Raw genomic sequence first — 17,139 nt, forward strand, 5'->3', positions numbered from 1 at the left:
GACGGCGCCAAGAAGGACGACGACGGCGACATCTGGCTGCTCGGCCGCGTCGACGACGTCATGCTCGTCTCCGGCCACAACATCTCCACCACCGAGGTGGAGTCGGCGCTGGTCTCGCACCCGAAGGTGGCAGAGGCGGCAGTCGTCGGCGCGGCGGACGAGACGACAGGTCAGGCGATCGTCGGCTTCGTCATCCTGCGCGGCAACGCGGCGGAGGACGCGGGACTGGTGGACGAGCTGCGCAACCACGTGGGCGCGACGCTTGGGCCGATCGCCAAGCCGAAGCGGATCCTGCCGGTGGCGGAGCTGCCGAAGACGCGCTCGGGCAAGATCATGCGGCGGTTGCTGCGGGATGTGGCGGAGAACCGTCAGCTGGGTGATGTCACGACGCTGACGGACTCGTCGGTGATGGACCTGATCCAGGCGAAGCTGCCGACGGCGGCGTCCGAGGACTGACGGGGTGTTTACGGAGGGGTCCGACCGCCTGGCGGTCGGACCCCTCCCTCGTTGATGCGCGGTGGGAAGCGGGCCCCAACGAGCCCACCGCAGCTCCGCGCCGCGGACCGCGGGACGTGCCGGGCCCGTCCCCGACCCCGACAGGGCAGCCCACGCCGTAGGCGCACGTCACCCGTGGCGCACTCACCCACCGCGGCTCCGCGCCTCAGGCGCGCACGACACACATCGCGCCCGCCGCCCCTTATGTACCTAATATGAGTTTCGCCGGATACGCCCTTGCGCCGTTGGGTAGAGTGAAGATCGCGTCAAGGACGCGACAAGAACGACCCAGGTGCGCCGGGAAGTCTGGTCGGCATGTGCTGTGTCCTGCCTACCCGACCGGAGGTCCCCCGACGTGGCCGCGCCCACCACCCCCAGTCGTAAGTTCCTCGCACGCCTTTCGCTGCCCGAGCGGACCTACGTCGTGGATGCGCTGCGGGCCGAGACCGTCGGGGGCGTGCTGCTGCTCGTCGCCGCGATCGCCGCGCTGATCTGGGCCAACACCCCGCTCAGCGAAAGCTACGAATCCGTACGCGACTTCCACATAGGCCCCTCCGCCCTCGGTCTTGATCTCTCGGTCGAGCACTGGGCCGCCGACGGGCTGCTCGCCATCTTCTTCTTCGTCGCCGGGATCGAGCTCAAGCGCGAGCTCGTCGCCGGTGAGCTGCGCGACCCCAAGGCCGCCGCCCTCCCCGTCATCGCCGCGCTCTGCGGCATGGCCGTGCCCGCGCTCGTCTACACCCTCGTCGCCGCCTCAGGCGGCGGATCCACCGACGGGTGGGCCGTCCCGACCGCGACCGACATCGCCTTCGCGCTCGCCGTTCTCGCGGTCATCGGCACGTCGCTGCCGTCCGCGCTGCGTGCGTTCCTGCTCACTCTCGCCGTCGTCGACGACCTGTTCGCGATCCTGATCATCGCGGTCTTCTTCACCGGCGACCTGAACTTCGCCGCGCTCGGCGGCGCGGTCGTCGGCCTCGGCGTCTTCTGGCTGCTGCTGAGGAAGAACGTGCGGGGTTGGTACGTGTACGTACCTCTCGCGCTCGTCGTCTGGGCGCTGATGTACAACAGCGGCGTCCACGCCACCATCGCCGGAGTCGCGATGGGCCTGATGCTGCGCTGCACGCGGCGCGACGGCGAGGAGCACTCCCCCGGCGAACACATCGAGCACCTCGTGCGGCCCCTCTCGGCGGGACTCGCCGTGCCGCTGTTCGCCCTCTTCTCGGCCGGTGTCGCCGTCTCCGGCGATCTGCTCGGCCATGTCTTCACCCAGCCCGAGCCCCTCGGCGTCGTCCTCGGCCTGGTGGTCGGCAAGGCCGTCGGCATCTTCGGCGGCACCTGGCTGGCTGCCCGTTTCACCCGGGCCGAGCTCAATGACGACCTGGCCTGGCCGGACGTGTTCGCCGTCGCCACGCTGGCGGGCATCGGCTTCACCGTCTCGCTGCTCATCGGCGAACTCGCCTTCACCGGGGACCCCGTGCTGACCGACGAGGTCAAGGCAGCGGTCCTGATGGGCTCCCTGATCGCCGCCCTGTTCGCCGGGATTCTGCTCAAGCTGCGGGTACGGAAGTACCGGGTGCTCGTCGAGGACGAGGAGCGCGACGAAGACCGCGACGGCATCCCCGACATCTACGAGCAGGACAACCCCGAGTACCACCTGCGGATGGCCGCGATCTACGAGGAGAAGGCCGCTGAGCACCGTCGCAGGGCCGAACTGGCAGGGGCATCGCGCGACGACGGCGACAGTCCGGCATGATCTGACATCGGATCCGTTGATGAAGTTGATGAGGAATCCGTCGATGAGGAGAGGGAGTCAGCGATGAGCGACCCCGGCAACAGCGCGGCGATCACTGTCAGCGCCGACCGCAGTCTCGGCCAGCTGGTCGCCTCGGCGACCGCCGAGATGTCCGCGCTCGTGCACGACGAGATCGCCCTGGCCAAGGCCGAGCTGCGGCAGGACGTGAAGCGCGGTGCGATCGGCGGAGTCTCCATGACCGTCGCGGGAGTGTTCGCGCTCTTCTCGCTGCCGGTGCTGAGCTTTGCGGCGGCGTACGGGATTCACAATCTGGGTCTCGGCCTGGCGTGGTCGTTCCTGATCGTGGGCGGGGCCTATCTGCTGCTCGCGGGGATTCTGTCGCTGCTGGCAGTCGCCAAATTCAAGGAGGTCAAGCCACCGGAGAGGTCCATCGCGTCGGCCAAGGAGACGGCCGCCGTACTGCAGGGCGTCAAGCCGCACACCCGGCCGGCGCAGGCCAAGGTCTCGGTCTGAGGAGGCGGCCGCAGGGCCGTTGAGCTCCGGCGGAGCGCCCATCGGGTGCGGTCCGCCGCCCTTTGGGGGGTGGGCGTGGCGAACGCGGGGTGCGCAGGTGTGGCACGCTCGTCTGCATGACGGCCCCTGATACCGGTACTGGAAGCCCCGTACGCATCGATGGTCCCTGGACACATCGCGACGTGGCGGCCAATGGTGCGCGCTTCCATATCGCCGAGGTGGGCGACGGGCCGCTGGTGTTGCTGCTGCATGGCTTTCCACAGTTCTGGTGGACGTGGCGGCATCAGCTGACCGCGCTCGCCGATGCGGGGTTCCGGGCGGTGGCGATGGATCTGCGCGGCGTGGGCGGCAGCGACCGTACGCCGCGGGGTTACGACCCCGCGAACCTCGCGCTCGACATCACCGGAGTCGTACGGTCCCTGGGCGAGCCGGACGCGGCGCTGGTCGGGCACGACCTGGGCGGCTATCTGGCGTGGACGGCGGCGGTGATGCGGCCGAAGCTGGTGCGCCGCCTCGCGGTCTCCTCGATGCCGCATCCGCGGCGGTGGCGTTCGGCGATGCTCTCCGACTTCTCGCAGAGCCGTGCCGGTTCGTACATCTGGGGCTTCCAGCGGCCGTGGCTGCCGGAGCGTCAGCTCCTGGCGGACGACGGGGCCTTGGTGGGCAAGCTGATCCAGGACTGGTCCGGGCCGCAGCCGCCGGAGGAGGACGCGGTGGACGTCTACCGGCGGGCCATGTGCATTCCGTCGACCGCGCACTGCTCGATCGAGCCGTACCGGTGGATGGTGCGGTCGATGGCGCGGCCGGACGGCATCCAGTTCAACCGCCGTATGAAGCGCCCGGTGCGGGTGCCGACGCTGCATCTGCACGGCTCGCTCGACCCGGCGATGCGGACGCGCAGCGCGGCGGGCTCGGGCGAGTACGTGGAGGCGCCGTACCGCTGGCGCCTGTTCGACGGCCTCGGCCACTTCCCCCATGAGGAGGACCCTGTGGCGTTCTCCACGGAGCTCATCAACTGGCTGAAGGACCCCGAGCCCGACCGGTAGGCCAGCCCGTGCGCACCAACAACATCAGTGAACACTTGTACTACGAACAGCCAAATGCCTGGCGCATAGGCCAATTGGCCGCCCCTGACGCGGTTACCGACCTTGGGGCAGGGGCACACGTCGGGGTATGGGCTGGACGCACGACTACGGTGACGCAGCACGCAACCGCCGGTCGGCCAGTGGGCCGATCACCCAGGAGAGGGGTGGCCCCCCGACGGAGGGCCATGAGCATCCGGGGCAAGGGATCGGTATTCCCCGCATCCTCAGGCGCCGCGCCCGCTGGGTGTCGGCGCGGCTGCGGCATACCCGCGGCTGAGTTGCGGCATATCCGCGGCTGACGCACGCGCCACCACCACCTCATCGCCATCACCGCACCGCCACCACCGCAGGCGCTACAGCGCGCACCCCTGCGTGTCCACCTGCTGGTTGGCGGTCAGGCCGAATGAGATGTCCTCGCGGATCTCGTCGACCGTCAGGGCGTAACCGGTGTCCGGGTCGTCCAGCGACCTGGCGAAGATGACGCCGTACACCCTGCCGTCGGGCGTGAGCAGCGGCCCGCCGGAGTTGCCCTGACGGACCGTCGTGAACAGCGAGTACACATCGCGACGCACGGTGCCGCGGCGGTAGATGTCGGGGCCGTTGGCGTTGATCCGGCCGCGGACGCGGGCCGAACGCACGTCGTACGACCCGTTCTCCGGGAAGCCGGCGACGATCGCGCTGTTGCCGCTGCGCGCGTCCGAGTCGGCGAACTGGAGCGACCGCGCATTGAGGTCGGGCACGTCCAGTACGGCGATGTCGCGCTGCCAGTCGTAGAGCACGACCTTCGCGTCGTACAGCTTGCCCTCGCCGCCTATCTGCACGGTCGGCTCGTCGACTCCGCCGACGACATGCGCGTTGGTCATCACGCGGCGCTCGCCGAAGACGAAGCCCGTGCCTTCGAGGACCTTGCCGCAGCTCTGCGCAGTGCCCACGACCTTCACGATGGACCGCTGCGCGCGGGCGGCCACCGGGCTGCCCGCCAGTGCCGGATCCGGCGCCTGGACCTCGGTGATGGGCTCGTTGGAGAACGGGCTGAAGACCTGCGGGAAGCCGTTCTGCGCGAGGACGGAGGAGAAGTCCGTGAACCAGGTGTTGGCCTGATCGGGCATCACCCGGGAGACCCCGAGCAGCACCTTGGAGTTGCGGACCTCCTTGCCGAGCGTGGGCAACGAGGTCCCGGCGAGCGCGGAACCGATCAGCCAGGCGACCAGCAGCATCGCGACCACGTTGACCAGCGCGCCGCCGGTGGCGTCCAGGGCGCGCGCGGGTGACCAGGTGATGTGTCTGCGCAGTTTGTTGCCGAGGTGGGTGGTGAAGGCCTGGCCGACCGAGGCGCAGACGATCACAATCACGACGGCCACGACCGCGGCTGTCGTGGACACGTCGGAATCGTTGGTCAGCTGACCCCAGATCACGGGCAGCAGATACACAGCGACGAGACCGCCGCCGAGGAAACCGATCACCGACAGGATGCCGACGACGAAGCCCTGGCGATAACCGACGATCGCGAACCACACGGCGGCGACCAGCAACAGAATGTCCAGCACGTTCACCGTCATTTGCCTCGCAGATTCGTCGCCTATGCTCCGTCGGCCTGGAGCGGCTGGGATCAGCCTGTCATGAGCGCCAGTCCAGCGGGACCTGCTTGGCGCGGTCCCATGGTCGTTCCCATCCGGCGAAATGCAGGATGCGATCGATCACGCCCGCGGTGAAACCCCAGACCAGAGCCCCCTCGACGATAAAGGCAGGGCCGCGGTAACCGCTCGGGTGCACCGTCGTCGCACGGTTGGCCGGGTCCGTGAGATCCGCCACGGGCACCGTGAACACCCGCGCGGTCTCGGCAGGATCGACCGCCCCGACCGGGCTCGGGGTGCGCCACCATCCCAGTACGGGCGTGACAACGAAACTGCTCACCGGGATGTAGAGCTTGGGCAGTACGCCAAAGACCTGGACGCCCGCCGGGTCGAGGCCGGTCTCCTCCTCGGCCTCGCGCAGCGCGGCCCGCAGCGGCCCGGTGGTCGCCGGGTCGCCGTCCTCCGGGTCGAGCGCGCCGCCGGGGAATGACGGCTGCCCCGGGTGCGAGCGAAGGCTGCCGGCGCGCTCCATGAGCAGCACCTCGGGACCCCTGTCGCCCTCGCCGAACAGGATCAGGACGGCGGACTGCCTGCCGCGGCCGCTCTCGGGCGGCAGAAACCGGCTGAGCTGCTCGGGCTCGACGGTGTCCGCGGCGCGCACGACGGGGTCGAGCCAGGCGGGCAGCCCATCGGCTGTGACGGCGATCTCGCCGTCACAGCTCGTCCCGTACGTCTCGTCGTACGCCTCGTTGAACGTGTCGTCGTACGTGTTCTCTCCAGCGCGCATCAGGGCACCCCTCGTTCACAACGCCTTGGGGCGCTTGGATCGTTCCGTGGCTCGTACGGCCCGAGGCCCGGGCACTCCTACGGCCGCCGGCTCGGGCACTCGTACGGCCCTCGCCTCGGGCAGCAGCGTCACCCGGCCGCCCCCAGCGGTGGGGCCGGCTTGCCCGGATAGTCCGGCGGCGGGTTCAGGCGCTGGCCCGGCAGGCCGCCCAGCTCGTACTTCAGCAGCTTCTTCGCCTTCTCCGGGTCCGTCTCGCCCTCTCCGTACGACGGGCACAGCTGAGTGATCGGACAGGCACCGCAGGCCGGTTTCCGGGCGTGGCAGATGCGGCGGCCGTGGAAGATCACCCGGTGCGAGAGCATCGTCCACTCGCTCTTGGGGAAGATCGCGGCCATCTCCGCCTCGATCTTCACCGGGTCCTCCTGCTCGGTCAGCCGCCAGCGGCGCACAAGGCGCATGAAGTGGGTGTCGACGGTGATCCCGGGCACCCCGAAGGCGTTCCCCAGGACCACGAAGGCCGTCTTGCGGCCCACGCCGGGCAGCTTGACGAGGTCTTCGAGGCGGCCGGGGACATTGCCGCCGTAGTTGTCCCGCAGGGCGGTCGCCAGTCCCATGATCGACTTGGTTTTGGCGCGGAAGAAGCCGGTCGGCCGGATGAGCTCCTCGACCTCCTCCGGATTCGCGGCGGCGAGATCCTCGGGCGTCGGGTACTTCGCGAAGAGCGCGGGCGTGGTCTGGTTCACCCTCAGGTCCGTCGTCTGGGCGGACAGGACGGTGGCCACGAGCAGCTGAAAGGGATTTTCGAAGTCCAGCTCCGGATGGGCATACGGATAGAACTCGGCCAGCTCACGGTTGATCCGGCGGGCGCGGCGGACCATCGCCAGCCGCGATTCCGGTTTGACCGATTTGGTCGTTTTCTTGCCGCCGGGCGAGGACTGTTCGCCCACAGCGGAATTCAGCTTTCCAGACACTCTCCCAGCCCCCTTGGCCTGCGCTCTCACCGGCGAATTGGACACCCGGCCAGCCTACGGTCCCCCACTGACATCCGCCCCGGTCACGGGTAATCAGAGCCCAATCGGGCCCCTGCCGCACGAACAGGCGCTCCAGTGCGTCAGACTTGTTGTGATTGATCGCACGGTTTTACTGCTGGTGATCCGGCCCCCGCGCCGCTGTACAGTGCAGCGCCGCCGTACGGTGCTGCGGCCACGGTCCAATGCAGCGCGGTCCGGCATCATGGGGCCACAGCCCCTGAGCAGCATGGGGGCCATGGTCCCTGAGCAGGTCGACAAGGAGAGAACTCGTGGACGACGTTCTGCGGCGCGCCCCGCTCTTCGCGGCGCTCGATGACGAGCAGGCCGCGGAGCTCCGCGCCTCGATGAGTGAAGTGACGCTCGCCCGTGGCGACGCGCTCTTCCACGAGGGCGACCCCGGCGACCGCCTTTACGTGGTCACAGAAGGCAAGGTCAAGCTCCACCGCACGTCCCCCGACGGCCGCGAGAACATGCTCGCCGTCCTCGGCCCGGGCGAGCTGATCGGTGAGCTGTCCCTGTTCGACCCGGGCCCGCGCACGGCCACGGCCACCGCGCTGACCGAGGTCAAGCTCCTCGGCCTCGGCCACGGCGATCTGCAGCCCTGGCTGAACGCACGCCCCGAGGTGGCCACCGCGCTGTTGCGCGCTGTCGCCCGTCGGCTGCGCAAAACCAACGACCAGATGTCCGACCTGGTCTTCTCCGACGTCCCGGGCCGTGTGGCCCGTGCGCTCCTCGACCTGTCGCGCCGCTTCGGCGTGCAGTCGGAGGAGGGCATTCATGTCGTCCACGACCTGACCCAGGAAGAGCTGGCCCAGCTGGTCGGCGCCTCCCGCGAGACCGTGAACAAGGCCCTGGCCGACTTCGCGCAGCGCGGCTGGCTCCGGCTCGAGGCGCGGGCCGTGATCCTGCTGGACGTGGAGCGGCTCGCGAAGCGTTCGCGCTGAGCAACGGCAGACGGCAGCGACAGAGCGCAGCTCCTGACGTCGGACAGACGTACGACAAGGGCCGCCCGGGACGACTCCCGGGCGGCCCTTGCGCATGCGCGGGACGACGGCTCAGATCAGCCCGTGCTCGCGCAGATACTCCAACTGCGCCCGTACCGACAGCTCCGCCGCAGGCCACAGGGATCTGTCCACGTCCGCGTACACATGCTCGACCACCGCGGCAGGCGTCGTATGCCCGTCCTCGACCGCCGTCTCCACCTGCGCCAGCCGGTGGGCGCGGTGGGCCAGATAGAACTCGACCATGCCCTGTGCGTCGTCGAGTACGGGCCCGTGGCCCGGCAGCACCGTATGCACCCCGTCGTCGACCGTGAGCGAGCGGAGTCTGCGCAGCGAGTCGAGGTAGTCGCCGAGCCGCCCGTCGGGGTGCGCGACCACCGTCGTGCCGCGCCCGAGGATCGTGTCGCCGGTCAGCACGGCCCGGTCGGCGGGCAGGTGGAAGCAGAGCGAGTCGGCGGTGTGGCCGGGGGTGGGGACGACGCGCAGCTCGAGGCCGCCGACCCGGATCACGTCCCCCGCCGTGAGCCCCTCGTCGCCGAGCCGCAGCGCCGGGTCGAGGGCGCGCACATGCGTACGCGTCAGCTCGGCGAAGCGTGCGGCGCCCTCGGCATGGTCGGGGTGGCCGTGCGTGAGCAAGGTCAGGGCGACCCGCTTGCCCGCCTTCTCCGCCGTGGCGATGACATGGTTCAGGTGGGCGTCGTCGAGCGGGCCCGGGTCGATGACGACGGCCAGCTCGGAGTCCGGCTCCGAGACGATCCAGGTGTTGGTGCCGTCCAGCGTCATCGCGGAGGGGTTGGGCGCGAGGACGTTCACGGCGCGGTCGGTGGCGGGCCCGGAGAGCACACCACCGCGGGGCTGCCCGGGCAGAGCCGCTGCTTCGGTCATCGCACACCTCCGGGGTGCGGGCGGGCCCCGGCGCCTTCCGTCATCGCGAGCCCTCCGTCCGGATGTGCTTGGTGAACTCGTCATGGCCCGGCCAGCTCAGCACCAGTCTCCCGTCCTCCAGCCGTGCCTTGGCCAGTACGGGAGTGAGGTCCTGACCCGCCGCCGCCGACAGCGCCGCCCCGGCCGTCGCGTACGGCTGAAGCGCCCGGAGCGTGGAGACCGTCGGCGGCATCATCAGCAGGTCGCCCTTGTCGTAGCCCGCCGCCGCGTCCTCGGGGCGTATCCACACCGTACGGTCCGCCTCCGTCGACGCGTTCCGCGTCCGCTGGCCCTTCGGCAGGGCCGCCACGAAGAACCAGGTGTCGTAACGGCGCGGCTCGAACTCCGGGGTGATCCAGCGCGCCCACGCCGCGAGCAGGTCCGAGCGCAGCACCAGACCCCGCCGGTCCAGGAAGTCCGCGAAGGAGAGCTCCCGGTCGACCAGCGCCCGGCGGTCCGCCTCCCAGTCGTCGCCCGTCGTGTCGCCGACGACCGTGTCGGGAGTGAGGCCCGCGAGCAGGACGCCCGCCTCCTCGTACGTCTCCCGGACCGCCGCGCACACAATGGCCTGCGCGGATGCGGTGTCCACGCCGAGCCGGTCCGCCCAGTCCGTGAGCGGGGGGCCCGCCCACCGGACCGGCCGGGAGTCCCGTGCGTCGACCCCGCCGCCCGGATATGCGTACGCGCCTCCGGCGAATGCCATGGAGGCGCGTCGGCGCAGCATATGGACGGCAGGCCCGTCGGCCGTGTCGCGCAGCAGTATCACGGTCGCGGCCCGCTTCGGCGGCACGGCGGTGAGCTCACCGCTCGCGAGCGCGCGAATCCGGTCCGGCCACTCCGGCGGGTACCACTGACCATTGGACATGGACGGATGCTATGCGCATCCGTCGGGATGTTCGAGGGGCGGCCGTGCCCTGCCGCCCCTCGCCCCCCGTCACAGCCCCGGACTCTCCGTCATGTGCCCGCGTTGGAGTTGCCCCGGAGTCTCACATTCGCGGTGCTCGCGTTCTTGATCGCCGTTTCGATCTGGGCCATCGACGAACCCGAGGTCAGCCCCGGCACAGTCGCCGAGTTCACCGCGTACAGCGTGAAGGTGTACGGATGGGTCGAGCCGCCCGGGCAGGGTCCGAAGAACTTCTGCGAGTTCGCCCCGCTGCCCATCGCCTTCTGCTTGGCGCCGTCCTGACCCGGAACGTCGTAGCCCGACCCGAGCCCCTCGGGGAGTGAGAGTTTCGCGGCAGGGATGTCCCAGATCGCCCAGTGCAGCTTGTTGCCGCCGTTCGCGACGTCGGCGAAGACGATCGCATAGCTCTTCGCCCCCGAGCTGCCCGCGCCCCACGCCAGCGGCGGCGACGGATCCTGGCCCGCCGTGCCGTCACCGGCGCAGGTGTACTTCGCCGGGATGGTGGCGTTGTCGCTGAAGGCGCCGCTGGTCAGCTTGAAATCGCCGGGCTGCGGACTGCCGCCCGAGTAGACGATGTCGATCAAGAGGATCCGGTCGTTGCCGGCCGTGCCGTCCTTGTCCGTGGATGTGGTGAGCCAGATGTCGCCGTCGTGGTCGACCTCGACGGTGCGCAGCCGGTCGTACGTCCCCTGGAAGTACGTCTTCTGCTCCACCAGGTTGCTGCCGGCGTCGATGCGCAGCCGGTAGACGCGCTGGCCGACGGTGGTCGCGACGAAGACGTGGTCGTTGATGATGGTCAGTCCGCTGGGTGAGGCCGAGGACGTGGGCCAGGTCTTCTTCGGCGCGATGTAGCCGGAGCAGCTGCCACTGGTGCCCTCACAGTTGGGCCAGCCGTAGTTGCCGCCCTTCTGGATGAGGTTGACCTCGTCCATGTTGCTGTTGCCGAACTCCGCCTGCCACAACCGGCCCTGGGAGTCGAAGTCGAGACCCTGCGGATTGCGGTGACCGAGCGACCAGACGGCGTTGCCGAACGGGTTGTCCGACGGGATCGTGCCGTCCGGGTTGATGCGAAGGATCTTGCCGTTGAGCGAGTTCTTGTCCTGCGCCCGGCTGCCGCTCTGGGCATCACCCATCGACGCGTACAGCTTGCCGTCGGGGCCGAAGCGCAGCCTGCCGCCGTTGTGGAAGCGGCTCTTCTCCATGCCCTGGAGCAGGATCTTGTAGTCGCTGAGCGCGTTGTTCTCGTACTTCATCCGCACGATGCGGTTACCCTCGGCGGCGGTGTGGGTGAAGTAGAGGTAATGGTCGGTGCTGAAACCGGGGCTGATCTCGACGCCGAGGAGACCGCCCTCACCGCCCGTGCCCACGGCGTTGGGGACCTTGCCGATCAGCGTCTTGGTGCCCGACTTGGTGAGCCGGTAGACGTTGAAGGTGTTCCGCTCGGTGTAGATGCCGGAGCCGTCGGGCAGGAAGCCCAGGCCCCAGGCGACATCGACGCCGGTGGCGAGGGTCGATACGACACCGGGGTCGGGGACGCCGCCGGGCTGGCTGCCGCCGGTGGTGACCGTGATCTCGGTGCTGAAGTCGGACTTGTTGCCCTTCAGGTCGAAGGCCCTGACCTTGAACCTGTACGCGGTGTTGGCCTTCAGGCCCGCGATCGTCGTCGTGGTGGAGTCGGCGGTGCCGGCCGCCGCGCCGTCGCGGTAGATCTCGTACCCGGTGACCTTCACATTGTCCGTGGAGGGGCTCCAGGCCAGATCGACGCTGGTCGCGGTCTTTGCGGTGGAGCGCAGACTGCCCGGCACGCTCGGCGGCTCGTTGTCCGGCGGGGCGGGCTGGGTGGCGATGGTGACGGCGTTGCTCGCGGCGGAGACGTTGGCGGCGGCGTCACGGGCGAAGACCGTCCAGTCGTACGAGGTCTCGGGGTTGAGGCCTTCCACCGTGGCGGCGAGCGTGCTGCCGTCGACCTGCTTCATCAACTGGCCGTGCTGGTAGATGTCGTAGCCGGTGACCAAGACATTGTCGGTGGACGCGTCCCAGGCCAGCGAGACGGTGGACGCCGTCGGCTCCTTGTCCTTGCGGAGGTTGGAGGGTGGGGTGGGCTTCTCGGTGTCGGCCGGGCCGCTCGCGGTGACGGTGAGTTTGTCGAGGTTGGGGCCGTCGCCCGCGGAGGTGGTGGCGCGGATCTTGTTGGAGCCCGCCTTGAGGGCCGCGTTGACGGAGGCGGTCTTCCAGGTGGTCCAGGCGCCGGTGACGGGGAAGGCGAGGTCGTCGGCGGCCGAGGTGCCGTTCACCGTGATGTCCAGGGGGCGGCCTGCGGTGGAGCCGTTGGCGTAGCGGAAGTCCAGCGTGGCGTTCGCAGCCTGCGCGGAGTCGACGGTGAACTCCACAGAGGCGCCCGTCACGGCCTGGAAGTTGACGAAGCCGGTACCGGAGTAGCCGGCGTGATTGGACTCGACGGCGCCCTGGGAGATCGTCCCGGACTCGGCCTCGTAGTCCGTGCCTGCCTGGTTGTCGGCGGGAGTGACGTCGATGAAGTCCAGGTTGGGGCCGCCCTCGGCGGCGGTGGCGGTGGCGCGGATGGTGTTGGCGCCCGCCTTGAGCCTGACCGTGGTGGTCACGGTGGACCAGGTGGTCCAGGCGCCGGTGGGCCGGAAGGCGAGATTGGCGGAGGCGACGGCTCCGTTGGCGGATATGTCCAGCGGGCGGTTGCCGGTGGTGCCGTTGGCATAGCCGAGGGCCAGCGTGGCGCTCCCCGCGGCGGGGGCGTTCACCGTGAACTCGACATAGCCCCCGGCGACATTGGTGTAGTTGACGAAGCCGGTGCCGGAGAAGCCCGCGTGGTTGGACTCGGTTGCACCTTGCGAGACGGTCGCCGATTCGGCCTCGTAGCGGACGGGCGCGGCGCTCACGGTCTTTTCGGCATGGTGGGCGGCCGGCTGGGCGTTGCTCAGGGTGGGCAGGGCCACGGTTAAGGCTGCGGTGGCCGCGGCCACGAGAGCACCGACCGCTCTGCGCGACCGGCGGGGGGTTGGTGCCACGGATCCCTCCTGCGTTCAGATGGTTAGGAAACGTTCCTAACCGTGGACAGGTCACACCCGGCGACGCGTCCACGTCAAGAGAGATGCAAGGGTTTACCAAAGACGAGCGAGGCCCCGCCTCCACCGGAAAGCCGGCGGACACGGGGCCTTGCGTATGGCCTGACCAGGAGCTTCAGTCCCGTACAAGCGGCGCTCTGTGCTGAACAGCGGGTCAGTCCCGAACGATCGCCCGGCCGGACGAAGCAATCGCCCTGCCTGAACGATCAGTCAGTTCTTGCTCAGCCCGCGCCGGATGAGGAGTCGGCCGCGTGCGAGGAGATGGGCTCTGTACGAGGAATCAGTCCTGGACGAGGAATCAGTCCTGGACGAGGAGTCAGTCCTGGACGAGCTCGACCTGGATCTCGACCTCCACCGGAGCGTCCAGCGGCAGCACCGCGACGCCCACCGCACTGCGCGCGTGCACACCCTTGTCGCCCAGCACCTCGCCCAGCAGCTCACTCGCGCCGTTGATCACGCCGGGCTGCCCGGTGAAGTCCGACGCCGAAGCGACAAAGCCAACGACCTTCACAACCCGGGCGATCCGGTCCAGATCGCCGACAACCGACTTCACGGCCGCCAGCGCATTGAGCGCGCAGGTGCGGGCGAGCTCCTTGGCCTCCTCGGGGGTGACCTCGCCGCCCACCTTTCCGGTGACCGGAAGCTTGCCCTCCACCATCGGGAGCTGGCCCGCGGTGTAGACGTACGCACCCGACACCACGGCCGGCTGGTACGCGGCCAGCGGCGGCACGACCTCCGGCAGCGTCAGCCCGAGCTCCGCCAGCTTTCTGTCGACGACGCCACTCATGCCTTCTCCCGCTTCAGGTACGCCACGAGCTGCTCGGGGTTGTTCGGCCCGGGAACGACCTGGACGAGCTCCCAGCCGTCCTCGCCCCAGGTGTCCAGAATCTGCTTGGTCGCGTGCACGAGAAGGGGCACGGTCGCGTATTCCCACTTGGTCATGGAGCCGACTGTAGCCGCACCTCACCCGCACCTGCGGGCAGCCTCGTGCGTAGCCCGCCGCCCGACTGGTTAGGCTCGAATACGTGAGCAGGCTTCAGGTCGTCAGCGGCAAGGGTGGTACCGGTAAGACGACGGTCGCCGCCGCCCTCGCGCTCGCCCTCGCCACCGAGGGAAAGCGGACACTCCTCATCGAGGTCGAGGGCAGACAGGGCATCGCGCAGCTCTTCGAGACGGAGGCACTTCCGTACGAGGAGCGGAAGATCGCCGTTTCGTCGGGCGGCGGAGAGGTGTTCGCGCTGGCCATTGACGCCGAGCGCGCCCTCCTCGACTACCTCCAGATGTTCTACAAGCTGGGAAGTGCGGGCCGCGCGCTCAAGAAACTCGGCGCCATCGACTTCGCGACCACGGTCGCCCCGGGCGTACGGGACGTGCTGCTGACCGGCAAGGCCTGCGAGGCCGTACGCCGCAGGACCAAGCAGGGCTCGTACACGTACGACTACGTGGTGATGGACGCCCCGCCGACGGGCCGCATCACCCGGTTCCTCAATGTGAACGACGAAGTGGCCGGACTTGCGAAGTTCGGCCCGATACACAATCAGGCGCAGGCCGTGATGCGCGTCCTCAAGTCCCCCGAGACCGCGGTCCATCTGGTGACGCTCCTCGAGGAGATGCCGGTACAGGAGACCGCGGACGGCGTCGCCGAACTGCGTGCCGCAGGCCTCCCCGTCGGCAAGGCGATCGTGAACATGGTGCGCCCGCACATCCTCGACGAGGAGGCGGTGCGCAGCGCGGCCGACGGCCGGCGTGCGGACATCGCCAAGGTGCTCACGGCGGCGGGCGTCAGCGGCTCCGCGAAGCTCGTCACCCCGCTCCTGGAGCAGGCCGCGGACCATGCCCAGCGCGTCGAGCTGGAGCGCGAGCAGCGCGCCACGCTCTCCGGCCTCGATCTGCCCATGTACGAACTCCCCCTGCTCAGCGAGGGAGTCGACCTGGCGGGGCTCTACCAACTGGCCAAGGAACTGCGGAAGCAAGGGACCGGCTCATGACCCTGGACGCGTCGGCCACCCTCGAAGTCGACCCGCTCATCGACAACCCGGCCACGCGGATCATCGTGTGCTGCGGCTCCGGCGGCGTCGGCAAGACGACGACCGCCGCGGCTCTCGGGGTGCGGGCGGCCGAGCGCGGCCGCAAGGTGGTCGTCCTGACCATCGACCCGGCCCGCAGGCTCGCCCAGTCCATGGGCATCGATTCCCTCGACAACACCCCGCGCCGGGTCAAGGGCATCGAGGGCGAGGGCGAACTGCACGCCATGATGCTCGACATGAAGCGCACCTTCGACGAGATCGTCGAGGCGCACGCGGACGCCGAGCGGGCCCGGGCGATCCTGGAGAATCCTTTCTACCAGTCCCTGTCTGCCGGTTTCGCGGGCACGCAGGAGTACATGGCGATGGAGAAGCTGGGGCAGCTGCGCGCCCGCGACGAGTGGGACCTGATCGTCGTCGACACCCCGCCGTCGCGCTCCGCCCTCGACTTCCTGGATGCGCCGGGGCGTCTCGGGTCCTTCCTGGACGGCAAGTTCATCAAGCTGCTGATGGCACCCGCGAAGATGGGCGGCCGGGCGGGGATGAAGTTCCTCAATGTCGGTATGTCGATGATGACGGGGACGCTCGGCAAACTGCTCGGCGGTCAACTCCTGCGCGATGTGCAGACTTTCATCGCCGCGATGGACACCATGTTCGGCGGCTTCCGTACCCGGGCCGATGCCACCTACCGGCTGCTGCAGGCGCCCGGCACAGCGTTTTTGGTGGTCGCGGCGCCGGAGCGGGACGCGCTGCGGGAGGCGGCGTACTTCGTGGAGCGGCTGGCGGCGGAGGAGATGCCGCTGGCCGGTCTGGTCCTCAACCGGGTTCATGGCAGCGGCGCCGCCCGGCTCTCCGCCGAGCGGGCGCTTGCCGCCGCAGAAAATCTTGACGAGGGCCGCATTGTGGATCAGAGGTCCGGGAAGACTGGTGTTCGTGACGCCACGGGCGCCTCTCCCGAATCCCCGTCCGTGGACGAAACCGACCATACCGACCACACCACGGAACAACTGACCGCGGGGCTGCTACGCCTGCACGCCGAACGGATGCAGGTGCTCGCGCGCGAACAGCGGACGCGCGACCGCTTCACCGCACTCCACCCCGAGGTGGCGGTTGCCCAAGTGCCCGCGCTGCCCGGCGATGTACACGATCTTGCCGGTCTTCGGGCCATCGGTGATCGGCTCGCGACCGGTGGTGACGATCCGGCCGGAGCTGCTTAGAGACAACAGCGGTTGGCTATCCCTCCACGGCTCCCGGTTCACGGGAACCTCGCGTGCAGGACCTCGCGTACAGGCCCTCGTGGGCTACCCGCGGAGGGCCGGTCCCACCGCGACTGTCCCACCGAGGACTACCTCACCGTGTTCCGTGGGCTACCCCACCGCTGCGTATGTCTCGTACGTCTCGTCGTCGTCGAGACCCACGGGCAGAATGCCCGCACTGCGCTCGTACTCCGTGCGCGCGGTCTCCAGCAGTCTTCGCCAGGAGGTGACCGTAGGACGCCTGCGCAGCAGTGCGCGACGCTCCCTCTCGGTCATTCCACCCCAGACGCCGAACTCGACGTGGTTGTCGAGCGCATCGGCCAGGCACTCGGTCCGCACCGGGCAACCGGTGCACACCGCCTTGGCCCTGTTCTGCGCTGCCCCTTGTACAAACAGTTCATCCGGATCGGTAGTGCGGCAGGCTGCCTGCGCACTCCAGTCGGTTACCCAGCCCATGCCGGTGCCGTCCTCTCCCGAATCGAGGCTCCCCCACGGCGGCAGCGGCATATTCACCGCTGCCAGTTGAGGACGTTACGGAAGGTGGGCACAGCGCAACACCCCCTTCGGGCCCAATCTTGAATGGCCCGAACGGACTATGGGTACGCGGCAGATCACCCAGGGGAGTGAGGTGGGGGCATAAGCGACTATCCGGGCAAATGGGGGCAGTTCAGCTGAGCCACAACGGACGTCGAAC

16 protein-coding genes and 1 pseudogene are annotated in these 17,139 nt (G+C 69.2%); 8 read left to right on the forward strand and 9 right to left on the reverse strand.

Translation table 11 applies throughout. The features are described from left to right. The 5 genes and pseudogenes from ACI2LP_RS32630 to ACI2LP_RS32650 form a co-directional block, all read left to right on the forward strand. Positions 1 to 456, forward strand: a pseudogene (locus tag ACI2LP_RS32630) (acetyl-coenzyme A synthetase); the annotation flags it as partial. A gap of 394 nt (positions 457 to 850) precedes the next feature. Further along, complete coding sequence (nhaA, locus tag ACI2LP_RS32635) at positions 851 to 2,248, forward strand: Na+/H+ antiporter NhaA (RefSeq protein WP_404728156.1); 1,398 nt, start codon at positions 851 to 853, stop codon at positions 2,246 to 2,248. A 63-nt stretch (positions 2,249 to 2,311) separates the two neighbouring features. Beyond that, complete coding sequence (locus tag ACI2LP_RS32640; RefSeq protein WP_404728157.1) at positions 2,312 to 2,761, forward strand: phage holin family protein; 450 nt, start codon at positions 2,312 to 2,314, stop codon at positions 2,759 to 2,761. Between the two features lie 116 nt (positions 2,762 to 2,877). Further along, positions 2,878 to 3,807: an alpha/beta fold hydrolase gene (locus tag ACI2LP_RS32645; RefSeq protein ID WP_404728158.1), complete on the forward strand. Its 930-nt coding sequence runs from the start codon at positions 2,878 to 2,880 to the stop codon at positions 3,805 to 3,807. 127 nt (positions 3,808 to 3,934) lie between these two features. Continuing rightward, positions 3,935 to 4,123 (forward strand): hypothetical protein, encoded by a 189-nt coding sequence (locus tag ACI2LP_RS32650; RefSeq protein WP_360880597.1) that lies wholly within the window; start codon positions 3,935 to 3,937, stop codon positions 4,121 to 4,123. Between the two features lie 76 nt (positions 4,124 to 4,199). Here ACI2LP_RS32650 and ACI2LP_RS32655 read toward each other — a convergent pair whose 3' ends face one another. The 3 genes from ACI2LP_RS32655 to nth form a co-directional block, all read right to left on the reverse strand. After that, a complete protein-coding gene (locus ACI2LP_RS32655; protein ID WP_360880627.1) occupies positions 4,200 to 5,399 on the reverse strand; it encodes a MarP family serine protease in 1,200 nt (399 codons plus the stop codon). Between the two features lie 64 nt (positions 5,400 to 5,463). Then, the gene (locus tag ACI2LP_RS32660; protein ID WP_404728159.1) at positions 5,464 to 6,207 is read right to left on the reverse strand and encodes an NUDIX hydrolase; all 744 of its coding nucleotides are present in this window, start codon (positions 6,205 to 6,207) and stop codon (positions 5,464 to 5,466) included. Positions 6,208 to 6,335: 128 nt separating this feature from the next. Next, positions 6,336 to 7,178, reverse strand: coding sequence for an endonuclease III (gene nth / locus ACI2LP_RS32665; protein WP_404728160.1), 843 nt, complete (start codon positions 7,176 to 7,178; stop codon positions 6,336 to 6,338). 329 nt (positions 7,179 to 7,507) lie between these two features. Between nth and ACI2LP_RS32670 the strand changes: the two genes are divergently transcribed. Next, positions 7,508 to 8,182: a Crp/Fnr family transcriptional regulator gene (locus tag ACI2LP_RS32670; protein ID WP_017947815.1), complete on the forward strand. Its 675-nt coding sequence runs from the start codon at positions 7,508 to 7,510 to the stop codon at positions 8,180 to 8,182. Positions 8,183 to 8,293: 111 nt separating this feature from the next. On the opposite strand, the gene ACI2LP_RS32675 is transcribed toward ACI2LP_RS32670, so the two are convergent. The 5 genes from ACI2LP_RS32675 to ACI2LP_RS32695 form a co-directional block, all read right to left on the reverse strand. Next, positions 8,294 to 9,124, reverse strand: coding sequence for an MBL fold metallo-hydrolase (locus ACI2LP_RS32675; protein WP_404728161.1), 831 nt, complete (start codon positions 9,122 to 9,124; stop codon positions 8,294 to 8,296). Positions 9,125 to 9,164: 40 nt separating this feature from the next. Next, the gene (locus ACI2LP_RS32680; RefSeq protein ID WP_404728162.1) at positions 9,165 to 10,028 is read right to left on the reverse strand and encodes an NUDIX hydrolase; all 864 of its coding nucleotides are present in this window, start codon (positions 10,026 to 10,028) and stop codon (positions 9,165 to 9,167) included. Between the two features lie 89 nt (positions 10,029 to 10,117). Continuing rightward, positions 10,118 to 13,108 (reverse strand): PQQ-dependent sugar dehydrogenase, encoded by a 2,991-nt coding sequence (locus ACI2LP_RS32685; RefSeq protein WP_404728163.1) that lies wholly within the window; start codon positions 13,106 to 13,108, stop codon positions 10,118 to 10,120. Between the two features lie 373 nt (positions 13,109 to 13,481). Continuing rightward, positions 13,482 to 13,952 carry a RidA family protein gene (locus tag ACI2LP_RS32690; protein WP_404728164.1) on the reverse strand — a complete coding sequence of 157 codons (471 nt, stop codon included), beginning with the start codon at positions 13,950 to 13,952 and terminating at the stop codon, positions 13,482 to 13,484. Further along, positions 13,949 to 14,107 carry a DUF4177 domain-containing protein gene (locus tag ACI2LP_RS32695; RefSeq protein WP_003967454.1) on the reverse strand — a complete coding sequence of 53 codons (159 nt, stop codon included), beginning with the start codon at positions 14,105 to 14,107 and terminating at the stop codon, positions 13,949 to 13,951. The genes ACI2LP_RS32690 and ACI2LP_RS32695 overlap by 4 nt, the downstream gene beginning before the upstream one ends. An 83-nt stretch (positions 14,108 to 14,190) precedes the next feature. On the opposite strand from ACI2LP_RS32695, the gene ACI2LP_RS32700 reads away from it, so the two are divergent. Both ACI2LP_RS32700 and ACI2LP_RS32705 read left to right on the forward strand, forming a co-directional pair. Continuing rightward, positions 14,191 to 15,153 (forward strand): ArsA family ATPase, encoded by a 963-nt coding sequence (locus ACI2LP_RS32700; RefSeq protein WP_404728165.1) that lies wholly within the window; start codon positions 14,191 to 14,193, stop codon positions 15,151 to 15,153. Then, positions 15,150 to 16,406 carry an ArsA family ATPase gene (locus tag ACI2LP_RS32705; protein ID WP_404728166.1) on the forward strand — a complete coding sequence of 419 codons (1,257 nt, stop codon included), beginning with the start codon at positions 15,150 to 15,152 and terminating at the stop codon, positions 16,404 to 16,406. Before ACI2LP_RS32700 ends, ACI2LP_RS32705 begins: the two co-directional genes overlap by 4 nt. Before the next feature lie 150 nt (positions 16,407 to 16,556). Here the strand turns inward: ACI2LP_RS32705 and ACI2LP_RS32710 are convergent, their stop codons facing one another. Next, positions 16,557 to 16,901: a WhiB family transcriptional regulator gene (locus tag ACI2LP_RS32710; protein WP_360880570.1), complete on the reverse strand. Its 345-nt coding sequence runs from the start codon at positions 16,899 to 16,901 to the stop codon at positions 16,557 to 16,559. Positions 16,902 to 17,139 lie beyond the last annotated feature (238 nt).

The organism is Streptomyces sp. NPDC019890, assembly GCF_044903445.1.
Taxonomy (GTDB): Bacteria; Actinomycetota; Actinomycetes; order Streptomycetales; family Streptomycetaceae; genus Streptomyces.